Origin of the sequence: Proteiniphilum sp. (genome assembly GCF_040307845.1) — a bacterium.
GTDB lineage: Bacteria > Bacteroidota > Bacteroidia > Bacteroidales > Dysgonomonadaceae > Proteiniphilum.
Window position 1 is genome coordinate 17306 of record NZ_JAWRIS010000020.1, and the last position, 12052, is coordinate 29357.

The window sequence follows — 12052 nt, forward strand, 5'->3', positions numbered from 1 at the left end:
CCCTAATTGGCACATTGGCATATTGAAAAATTGGCACATTAGTTCCTTCTTTTTCGACGCAAAATTAGTAAAAGAATGACAAATACCACAAGGACTACCGCGGCAACAATGACTCCATTGAGTGAATTCTTTTCACCATTTTCTATTTGTCCTACCTCCTCTTTCTTGAGAACGGTGCCTGCCGGGGTCACATTCGCATTGGCTCCCGCGGTTTTCATCGCGCGGATCTGCCTGTTATATGTCTGGGCATCGGATGGGTCTACATTCTGTGCGATGTAATCATGCAATTTGGCATTTCCTCCTGCGAAGCCCGAACCGGTGGAGCCGAACTCTTTTACCAGGTCGGTATGCAGTTGGGCAATGTCGGCGAGTTGTTCGGGTGTGGCTTTCCACATACCCTTCCGCGCGGATTCCATCATGATGGCGGTCACTTCCTGCAGCACGGCAGGGCTTTTTTCCCTAAAGAAGGCCTCTGTGCCCAGATCGAACTTGTCCTTTACATATACATCATAGTATTCGTCCCATAACTCGTTGTCGATGACATTGGGTTTGGTCACGTTCCATCCGAAGGTGTTGGTCACCACCTCCGTAATCTGGGCGGCGCTGGAAGCTCCACCTTTCATCATCTCCTTGATATAGGCGGGATTGAGCACGGTGGCACGCGATTCAACGCCGATGGCCTCTTTCAGGTCCTGCATCTTCGCGTTATTGCGGTTGCGGTAGTCGGCAAAATAGGCATCGGGATCCTTGCCGGTCACATTCCGGATGGCCAGGTTCATCCCGCCCATGAATTCATACACATGGTCGAGGCTCAACGCGCCCCAGGTATTGTTCTGGCGCGGCTGCACGATGACATCGGTATTGGCGAGCACCGTGCGGAGGAGCCCTGCCTGAAATTCACCCCAGTTCTTATCGCTTCCGTAATCCGCTCCCATATTGTTGATATAGACATCGGCAATCTCTTTTTCCGATTCCCATTTGTCGCTGCTGGTGATCATTTCCTGAATGCCGGTACCATACATGCCGTTGATTCCACCAAATATGCGGCGGGTGGACATGTCACGGGCATCTTTGGGCGATATCCCCTGTTCTACCAGCTGATGCTCTATCTCCACCGTACTTTTCGACACCAGGTTTTCATATTTTTCATCTTTTGCCGCCGCGGCCATCTCCACGGCCCTCGTGATAAGCATCAGACGCGATGCAGCCAAGTCACGGAATTGCCCCGATGTCTGTACCACCACATCGATGCGGGGGCGTCCCAGCTCCTCGGCAGGTATCAGCCGGAGTTCCGAAACACGTCCGTAGGTATCACGTACCGGCTCCACACCCAACATGTACAGCACCTGGGCGATGGTGGTTCCTTCACTCTCGATAAACTCGCTGCTCCAGAAAGTATAACTCACCTTGCGGGGGTACTCGCCGTGCTCCTTCCGGTATTGGGCAAGCGTGGTATTGACCAGCATTACACCCCTGTCCCATGCCACCTCAGATGGAGTGGCTTCGGCATTGACAGAATAGAGGTTTTTTCCCGTGGGAACAGCATTGGGATTCGCCACGGCATCCCCCCCGGAGGAGGGTTCCACATACCCACCCGACATGGCATTGAGCAGCGCCTTGAACTCCAGTTCGGGACTGTTCTCCAACGCCGATTTATAATGACGGATATTATTGATCGTACGCTCTATCTCCGCAATCATGCGGGCTTTCTCTTTCTGTTCTTTCGTATATTCCGGCGCTTTCATTTGTCCCGGCATGCCCATTCCCGCCGTAGGTGATTCCCTTTTTGTTACCGAGGAATCTTGAGAAGTTTCTTCTCCCGGACGTTGAGCCATACCATCTTTGGGCATACTGCCTTTGGACATGCCACCTTTGGGCATACTGCCTTTGGACATGCCACCTTTGGACATGCCACCGGACATTCCCGTTTCCGGTTTTTTAGCTTCCATTTTGGAACCATCACCAGCCGCATCGGGATCATCTCCCGCTTTAGAGGCATCACCGTCCGGTTTGGAAGCATTATCGCCAGCCGCCATCATGGCAGCCATCATACCTCTTTTTGGCGGATTCAGAATAGCGTTGCTTTCTTCCAACTCCGCAGCGGTAATACCCGCCACAGCACAGATAAGCTCATCATTGACCGTTCTTCCCGCCAACACCTGATTGACCAGATTTTTGGCCGGATCGAGATAAGTTTGGGTGAAGAACGACTTGCTCTTCAATTGCTGTTCGGTCACTTTTCCCCGCTGCTTGTCCAATGAGGAAAGGCTGTAAGCAATCGGATCGGCACTCATGGCCAATACGGTGGAGTTTATCTTCTCCGGCGTATAGGGCTCGCCCGAAACATACAACTGCCCGTTGATCTTTTCATTCGCAATCTCTTCGGCATAATTGTCGATGCGTTCTATATCCTCCATGGTGTAAGGCTTGGAAAGGACGCTGTCCAGACGCAAATCGCGGTGCACACCCATTGCCACGGCAATCTTCTTCACCTCCAGCGATGCTGTTTCTTGCCCGGTCTCATCGCTCTTGTAATATTCCCGTATCTTATCCTGCAACGTTTTGAACTGAGAGCGGGTATGGCTTTCGGTGAAAGCAGGGGTTAAGTAGGAGATGGTAGTGGCATACGAACGGCGTTTCGCCATCATGCTTTCACCGATATTACCGATGGTGTAATAGTAGAAATGGGGAATGGTACCCACCAAGCGGTCGCCCCAGTCGTTACTGCTCAACGCCACCTGCTTTTGGGGTGTGAACTCAAGGCTGCCGTGCGTACCGAAATGGACCAAGGCATCGGCTTTAAAACCGTACTGGGTCCACAGGTAAGAACCGATATAGGTATGGGGAGGCGGCATCTTTGCCCCGTGCACGATGGCAAAATCATCATCTCCCAGCGCCGCCATAGGCTGTGGCAACAAGACTACATTCCCAAATTGTATGCGTGCCACGGCAAGGTATTCTTCATCGTTCTGCACCACGCTCATATAGCTGCCTGGTGCTTCACCGTACAGATCGGTCACCTCTTTATAGGATTCCTTCGACAAGGAACGGTTTACCCAAGCCTCATAATCCTGTTTTTTCACCAATTGAGGATGGCCGTTTTTTAAGAAATCGTCGAATGCCCCTTCGGCATAGGTGTTTAGCACCGATCCCTGTGTCATCAACAGGTGCTCGAAATCTTTTTCTGTCGCCGGCAAGTTATCCACCTGATATCCTTCGGCTTTCAACCGTTTCAGCAGGTTATAGAGGGCAGGCACAGTCTCCAGTCCTTGTGCCGCCAGGGTTTCCTGTCCCGCTCCTTTAAAATAGTAGATGGCGACCTTCTTCTCGGCGTTCTTCTTCTCTTTGAGGGCGATCATATTGTTGATGATCTCGGTGAAGCTTGCGAGCCTGTCGGGGATTGTCCTGAACACATACAGGCCGTCGCTGTTCTTTTCCTGTGCCACCAATGAATAGGGATAAATGGCACCATCGAGTTCGGGCATGACAATGGTCTGCCCCATAAATCCGCCGAACATGCCCATCGGATCTTTCATCCACTCTTCCTTCAACTGCAGGATGGTAATCGGTGCGAAGATAGGAATGTTCCGGCTTTTCAGCCACTCCACGAATACATCCGGCTGCCCCATCAGGAGGCGTCCGTGTGGGAAATAAATCACCGCATCGGGATTCACCTGCTCCAGGAAATCCATCCTTTTGGTAAATGAAGAGATGGGATAGACATTCAACCCCGAATGCTGAAGGGAAGCGATCAGGCTGTCCAGATGTTCTTTATTGCCACTGAACGGGTCATGGATACCCGCCACAATGGCGACCTTAGCGGCTCCTTCCTTGTAAAAGCCCTCCTTTTTGAGATAGGCCTCATATTCATCCACCTCCTCAAAGGATACATTCTCATCGATATGAAAAAGCGCGTCCGACACGCTCTCTACCACCGGTTCTGCTTCGGCGACAAAAAGAATTTTCCGGTCGATATTCCGGCGGATATAACGCGCCATGTTCCGGTAGTTGGTTTTATTGCCACTATTCAGGTAACCGGAGATCTGTTCCAGGTCCACACTGTCTAAGTTGCAGATATTATTCTGCGGATTGGTCACGGCAAACATATAAATCGGCGTACCCTTGTCGGCCGCCGACTGGATTTGTGCCCGCTGCTCTTCCGACACTTTCAGCCCCATGCCGAAACCCAGCACGAAATCGTAATTCTTCAGCTTACCGGCTTCCTCTGCCGCAACTTCCTCGAATTTGATAAATTTATCGCTGTTCGACAACGAGATGTTCGACACCTGGAAAGGCTGGAAGTTATAGAGTGCGATCCGGGTGGGAGAAGCCATTTTCTGCCAGACTATCCACCCTATCGCGATAATGACCAAAGCGCATAAAGCAATAAGTGTATATTTCTTTTTCATTCGATTTAAATTATTGACTTTCAAATGTATCGTATGGAACTCGCAATAATCATTCTTGGGTAAGAATGGTTTTTATGCTCGTTTCATATTGATATAGATGAACGCTTTATATATTTTGAGAATTTCTTTACAACTTCCATTTTAATCCGATGTAATAGGTCCTACCAGGCGATATACTCGAATAGAAACTTGAAAATTTTGTCTTGTAATCGAAGAGATTATTTATACCTGCATTTAACGTGAGGTTGAATGGAAACGCCTGCGCAAATGACAAGCGGCAAATAGTATACCCGTCGTATTCCACCTTGTATTCTTCGCTAACTTCCTGCTCTATCCCCGTTTCGTTATCTGTGTCGGTTATGTCTCCGGTTCCGTATATATCCATTCCGCTGAAGTATTTTCCGCTGAAACTGACCGTAGGACTATATTTTCCAAATACAGAAATGATATAATCTATCCGGGCGGTAAATGAATGAGGACGGATTATGGATCTTTTTCCAAGATTATCGTGCACATAGGAATAACCTCCTCGAAGGGACAGATTATTGTTTATCTGGCTGGTAACCGACAGTTCCGTACTCAGCACTTTGGCATCACCGATATTAGCATACAATACCGTATCCTGGTTTAGCCACAGTGTACTCACCATATTTTCGATAAGTGAATACTGGGCTATACCCGTGATAACTGTTTTGCCAAGAGATATTTCGGTTGAGAGGTTGAAATTATTACTTTTCTCCGCTTTCATATCCTTATTACCAATAATCTGGAACCCTCCACCGTCAGGATGGAACCAATCGGTGTATAACTCTTTAAGCGTAGGCGAACGGAAACCGCCTGAATACCCACCCCTAAGTGTAAAGCGGGAAGTAGGTTTAAACATCGCAGTTAAACGGGGTGTAAGGTGTCCCTTAAATTGCGAATGATAGTCGTAACGAAGACCGGTCACGAGTGTGAAATTCTCTGCCAATAGCCATTCCTGCTGAGTGTAAATGGCGTAAGTCTGCGCATCGCGCTTTGCCTCGCTCCCGTCATTCTCAAACATAAATGTCATCAGGTTATCGGAAAAATATTCGACACCGGCTACCAACGAATGCCCCGCTCCAAAAGAAAGAGTATACATCCCATTGAATCGTTGTTGGGAGTTTTCATAAGTTTTTTCCTTTTCGGTCAATAGTTTGTAATATTTGTACTTGTCATACCGATCGAAATTTCCGGAAATCTGTAAATGCTGGTCATCCGATATTTTGTAATCAGCTTTTAATCCACCCGAATAGTTGTAGTAGCGGTCGGTTACTTTTGTCCCGTCCAAACCTCCGGGATTTCTCTCCTTGTAATAATATCCCCCCTTTGTTTCTATATGCAATTTCTCAGAGATATCTATGCCTATCCGGGGATTAATACTATAATCCTTGTAACCGGCAATATAGGTTTCACTTAAAGGATATTCCACTTTATCTCCATTAGCAAACCATTGAGTCAGTGGCTTCCGGTCTTTCAGCAAATAGGGGTCCATGGATTTGAACGATGCCGTCAAATTTGCATATCCCCATTTTCTACGCGATCCTACCGAATAGCGGTAGTTTCGCTCATTATTACTACCCAATCTCATATTGGCTCCTGTCTCAAATGTTTTCTGAGGCTTTTGGGTAATTATATTGATCACTCCACCGACTGCATTGGAACCATAGAGGGAGGATGCCGCACCTTTGACAATCTCAATCTGTTGCACATTATCCATATCCACCCGGTTGTAGTCTATATTGTCGAATGTCTCACCCGCCATCCGTTCACCGTCCACCAGGAACAATACATATTTACCACCGAAACCGAGCATATTGATATTGGCGTAACCACCATTGTTCGTAAACTCCACGCCGGGTAATTCATATTCCAGCAAATCCCTGAAATTAATGACCTGCATACGCTCAATGGCTTTGGCCGAAATCATCTGGGTTTGTATAGGCACATTTTTCAGCAATCGCTCGGTACGGGTTGCCGTCACAACCACCTGATCCAGATCGATGGCTTGCTCACACAATGATATGGTGATTGCCGGATTGCCACTTCGGATAGGAATAGAAACCGGAATGCGTTTGTCCTCATAACCGATAGATGAAACAGCGAAAGTATATTCACCTTCCGGCACCCCTTCAATAACGAATTTTCCTGATTCGTCGGAAATAGCTCCTTTTGTTGTGCCAAGTATCCCTACGCTGACAAGATGTATCCCTTTTTGTGACCTGCAATCAACAATCCGTCCTTCTATCCGCTGGTGCTGAGCATAAAGTGTCACACCGGCCATAAGAAACATTGTCAATAGAATTATCCTCATACCTCTTACCTAAAAGACAAGATTGCCTGGACAGTAAAAACTATCAGACAATCTTGCCAATCTTTTCTTGTTATACTCTGTTAGAAATTTGTTGCTCCGCTTGCATTGTACTGATACCTGAAACTAACATAACCCGCAGCATTCTTCTCATTCTTATTATCGTATAACCATAGTTTTACATAGTTACCGTCTGCAGCTTTCACTACATAAATCCAATTATGCACGGTGTATTTGGGAGGTGGGTTGCTCGTATCAACCGTCAACCATGTTGTAACTGTCTGGGAAAAAGGCTGATCATCTTCCGTTATCCCATCTCCGGTAAATGCCGTTGTAATTTTTCCGACCTGATCTTTTATATAACCACTGGTGGGTGCTTCAGTTACAGCACTCCAACTTGTTTTTTGGGTATTGAACCCTTCTCCTTTTCCTTTACCTGATTCACCTCCGTTCAAGCGAACATCACCACGATGGAAAGCAATATCCCATGAAAGGTCGTTCTTATAGTCAGTCACAGTCACCACTTCACCTTTTGAAAAAGAGAAATACACCCAATCGGTATATGATCTGGTGTCAATAAATTGAATATCCTTCACATCGCCCGGAAGAGCAGGCTCTTTTTCATCATCATCACACGCTGTAATAAATAAAACGCTGAGCAACACTAAAAAACTGATCTTTTTCATTTACATTGAATTTATTATTGATAAATTTGCGACAAAGTTATCGGAAATTGTCCCCCTCCACAATCCCTATATATTATTATTTTTTTCAGCTTGTATCATTATTTTAGGGTATTGCGGCTTACAATCTGTTGATACCTGTCACACTTTTCCGCCTATTTTCCATATCCCTTCCTTTTTTCTCAGTTAAAAAATTTTATGTTGCTTGCTGATTCAATTTTTTATTTATATTTGCGCATAAATCATAGCAATGCTCTTACAATTAGGATTATCTCGTCGATATACCGCATCAGGTTCCAGCGGTATTCCTGTTATGACAAAAACGGGGGTGATCCTGCTTGTTTTATACTTCACTCTTTCATGCGCGCAGAACAACAACGAGTGGCAATTTCCGGCGGAGAATAAGAAAAAATGGGAAGATAAGATTTCACCGGATTTCCCTACCGACTCCATTCGTCTATTGCTGGATCGAAGCGTGGCTTCGCAAGACGAAGTGGCAATTTCAGTACTGTGCATAGAACTGGGAAGACGGTTGCGGGAGTCGTCCGATTTCTCGAATGCCATCACTTACCATCAACAAGGATTGGCTGCCGCTTACAATCTCAATGACACCACAGGTATTACGGAAGCCTTGAATAGTTTAGGCACTGATTTCCGGAGGATCGGCGCTTTTCCGGAGGCCTCCGGTTATCATTACCAGGCGTTACAAATGGCCGAAGCCTATTCCGGAAGATATGAATACAGGGGGAGAAAAAACCGCGTAATGGCGCTGAACGGCATCGGCATCATCCATCTTTCATTTGGCAATTATGAGGAAGCGGAAAGGCTGTTCCGTGAGGCACTTGCCGAGGAAAAAGCACTGAACAGCCCGGTGGGACAGGCCATGAATTGGGCCAATATCGGCGCCATCTTCCAGGAAAAACAGATGTATGATTCGGCCTTTGTCTATTATCAACATTCCATGGAGCAAAACCTGATTGCCAAATCGCAGTTAGGAATCGGATTATGCCATATCCATTTCGGCCATATTTATGAACTGCAGGAACAATATGATGTAGCTGAACGCGAATATCAGCAGGCTTACGAAATCATGGGAGATATCTCCGACACATGGCACTGGCTGGAGGCGTGCCTGGCAATAGCACGCATCCGGTTGGCAAAAAATGATTTTGCAGAATCGAAAAAATTTATTGATCTGGCAAAAGAAGCCGCCAGCAACATCCAATCCCCGCAACACCTGTCGGAGACATATGATCTTTTGCATAACTACAATCAGAAAAGGGGCAATTTTGCCGAAGCGCTGCATCATTACAAACTCAGTGAGGCCTACCAGGATACCGTCCGGAATATGCAAAATTTAAACCATGTTATAGATATGCGTATAAACTACGAACGCGATAAAAACAGACAGTACATCGCTCAACTGAATATCCGTAACGAGATGGAAAACCGGCAGAAAAAAATCATCCTCAACGCTTCCATCATCTTTGTCTTCCTGCTTGTGCTGTTATCGGCATCACTTTTTTATGCATACATCCATCGCACGAAGAGTAATAAAATCCTCCGTAACCTCAGCCAACTAAGGACCAATTTTTTCACCAATATCACACACGAATTCCGTACTCCGCTCACCGTAATACTCGGGTTGAGTAAATACCTGCGGGAACAGAAAAATCTTACGCAAGCCGAATCCAATCATTACCTGAAAGCCATAGACCGGCAAGGTAGCCATTTGCTTGCATTAGTGAACCAATTGCTGAATATGGCAAAAATAAACGCGGGAATGGACAACCCTGAATGGAGAAAAGGGAATATTGTGGTGTATGTACGGATGATAGTAGATTCGTTCCGGCTGTACGCACAGAACAACAATATCAAATTATCTCTTTCGAGCAGCGAACCGGTTATCGAAATGGACTTCATTCCACATTATATCGATGATATTCTACAAAACTTATTATCAAATGCTTTAAAATTCAGTCCCCCGGGAAGTGAAATTTCGGTATCGGTTTCATCAGTGAAAAACAAGGAAATCTCGTTGGCAGTAGCTGACACAGGTGAAGGAATTCCGGAAGAGGAGATTGAGCGGATTTTTGACCTCTTTTATCAGGGAGGGCAATCCGACAAGAAAATGGGGAGTGGCATCGGATTGAGTTACACACGTCAGTTAGTTGAAATCATGCATGGGAAAATCACAGTGGAAAGTAAAGCAAAGAGAGGTTCAACATTCACGGTGAGACTGCCGTTGAACCAATCTACAGAAAAGATATTGCCGGCATGGAATCCGGGACATGAAACAAAATCTTATCCGCCGGAGACAAGCAGAACCATGCGAAAAGACGATCAACTTTTCGTACAAGACAAAAAAGAATTGATCAGGACAGACACTCATACTAATATTTTGCTGATTGAGGACAATGAGGATGTAACACTTTATATAAGGGCCCTGCTTTCACCCCAATACAATACCACAACGGCACGGGACGGGATTGAAGGATTGAAATTAGCTACCGAATTGGTACCCGACATCATTATATCGGATATCATGATGCCCAATAAAGACGGGTTGACTTTTTGTAACGAGATTCGCGAATCGGAATTATTGAATCATATCCCGGTGATACTTTTGACGGCAAAAAGTGGGATGGACGACCAGTTAAAAGGTTTGAAACAGGGTGCCGACGCGTATATCCGTAAGCCGTTCCATCCAGATGAGCTACTGATACAGATAGAAACCCTACTTGAAAAACGCCGTTTGCTCAAGAAAAAATACATGCGCTCTATCTTCAAGAAAGAGGAGGCTCCCGTTAAAGATATCAACATGGATTTTCTTCAAAAAGCAACGGATATCATCTATCTTGAGATGCGTAATCCTCATTTTTCTACCGTATCGCTTGCCGAAAAACTATGTATGAGCCCTTCTCAATTGAACCGGAAGCTGAGTGCCGTTTCCGGCTATACTGCATCACTTTATATCAACAACCTACGAATTGACTATGCCAAAAAGAGGCTGATATCCGAGAACAAATCGGTCGCGGAAATAGCCGCTGAGTGCGGGTTCTATGATGTAGCCTATTTTTCACGTATCTTCAAGAAATATACCAGCGTTACTCCTTCCCAATACCGTCGTTGGCCAAGATAGCATTTATTTCAAAAACCGTAGAATTGTACTTTTTCTTCACTATCAACCAATAAGTTAACGCTTTCCAATGCATAAATAATACAAAAAAAATTATTGTTAATGCTTATTTTTTACAAATTCATGATCGAAAAATCCTAACAATCCTGCCCCTGTCATATGTAAATTTGCGAACAAGATTTTGGATAAATAATAAAAAATCAAGCAAAGTGAAAAAAGTAATTCAATTTTTCAGCATGACTGGATTGTGCACATTACTCGCCATGTTCGCAATTCATTGGGAGAGGGCCGAGCCACAGGGTCGACAAGAAATCCAAAAGATACAGGACATCGAAGGTGGAGACAGGAATGACATTGAGGGGGATACGGTAAAATTGATCACCGACATCAGCCGTATGGATGATTACGCCCTGTTTACAACCAGATAAAACGACCTTTATGTTTAACATACAACTATAAGTAAACCTGTCATTTTTCATTATTCCATTAAAAAATCAAAGCGTATGAAACGAGCATGAATATCATTACACCCTGGTGCATGATTATCGCGAGTTCCATACACCATAATGTAAACAAATAAAATAAGCGTATGAAAACTTTAAAATCGGTTTTGGAGCAAGATTACTCCAAAAAAACAAAAAAAGAATTGATTGAGATGTTAACAGGATTGGAGACGGCATTGACTCCATCTGTCTATGAACAGGTGAACGGGATAGCTCCTTCGGAATTGCAAAACTTCACGAAGAAGGATATCCTCGACATCATAGATAGTTTTAAAACCGGATACGATCCCCAGTGGGAAAATTCATTTGCCAGAATCTCTTCCGACACCATCAAACTCATTTTTGGACAAATGGCTGCCGACGACGATTTCTTCAGGACTGCCGACGCATCAGGAGCCAATTTTGTCGCCGAACTGGGTAGTATCGACTTCGCAAAGATCATTGGCGGCCCGCTGGACGCGTGTGTGAAAGCACAGACAAACGCGTCGGTTTCCACAGTCAGTTTCATCAACGAGGTCGGTTTCGAAACCGTGGATGAAACAACAGGAGAGAAGAAATTGAGAATGGTGGAATTCAAGTACAAAAGGAAAGCCCCCAATCCCGATTATGTGAATGAAGACGAAACGCCCGATGAAGAGCCTTTCACGGAGCAAGACGTGGAACTCTCCGTTCCTTTTATCGCACTGCTAAACGTGCCTTCTTTCAGGATTGATTCGTGTGAAATAGATTTCAACGTGAAACTGAAATCCACCTACACCAGGAAGGTGGACGACGAGTTCGGCATTAAAACCAGTACCAGCGGCGGTACGGGTGGCTTCGCAAGTTTATTTGCCAAAGTAAATTTCAGTGTGGACGTATCTTATAAGAGATCAACGTCGACCGGCGTGAAAATAGAGAAAGAATATTCTCTGGGGGTAAAAGTGCGTGCCACTAACGATGAAATGCCAGCAGGGTTGGAGAAAGTGCTTGGCATCCTCTCACAATAA

At 45.5% G+C, this 12052-nt stretch carries 6 protein-coding genes; 3 read left to right on the top strand and 3 right to left on the bottom strand.

The window, feature by feature from the left end; all coding sequences use genetic code 11:
• Positions 1–38 precede the first annotated feature (38 nt).
• From ABV001_RS04745 to ABV001_RS04755, 3 genes are all read right to left on the bottom strand, one after another.
• Entirely contained in the window at positions 39–4409 is a 4371-nt protein-coding gene (locus ABV001_RS04745; RefSeq protein WP_352421746.1) for a cobaltochelatase subunit CobN, read from the bottom strand.
• 127 nt (positions 4410–4536) lie between these two features.
• Positions 4537–6744 (bottom strand): TonB-dependent receptor, encoded by a 2208-nt coding sequence (locus ABV001_RS04750; protein WP_352421747.1) that lies wholly within the window; start codon positions 6742–6744, stop codon positions 4537–4539.
• 80 nt (positions 6745–6824) lie between these two features.
• Positions 6825–7427: an HmuY family protein gene (locus tag ABV001_RS04755; protein WP_352421748.1), complete on the bottom strand. Its 603-nt coding sequence runs from the start codon at positions 7425–7427 to the stop codon at positions 6825–6827.
• A 247-nt stretch (positions 7428–7674) separates the two neighbouring features.
• Here ABV001_RS04755 and ABV001_RS04760 point away from each other — a divergent pair, with 247 nt between their 5' ends.
• From ABV001_RS04760 to ABV001_RS04770, 3 genes are all read left to right on the top strand, one after another.
• Positions 7675–10566, top strand: coding sequence for an ATP-binding protein (locus tag ABV001_RS04760; RefSeq protein WP_352421749.1), 2892 nt, complete (start codon positions 7675–7677; stop codon positions 10564–10566).
• 206 nt (positions 10567–10772) lie between these two features.
• Positions 10773–10991: a hypothetical protein gene (locus ABV001_RS04765; protein WP_352421750.1), complete on the top strand. Its 219-nt coding sequence runs from the start codon at positions 10773–10775 to the stop codon at positions 10989–10991.
• Positions 10992–11152: 161 nt separating this feature from the next.
• On the top strand, positions 11153–12052 hold the full coding sequence (locus ABV001_RS04770; RefSeq protein ID WP_352421751.1) for a DUF2589 domain-containing protein: 900 nt from the start codon (positions 11153–11155) through the stop codon (positions 12050–12052).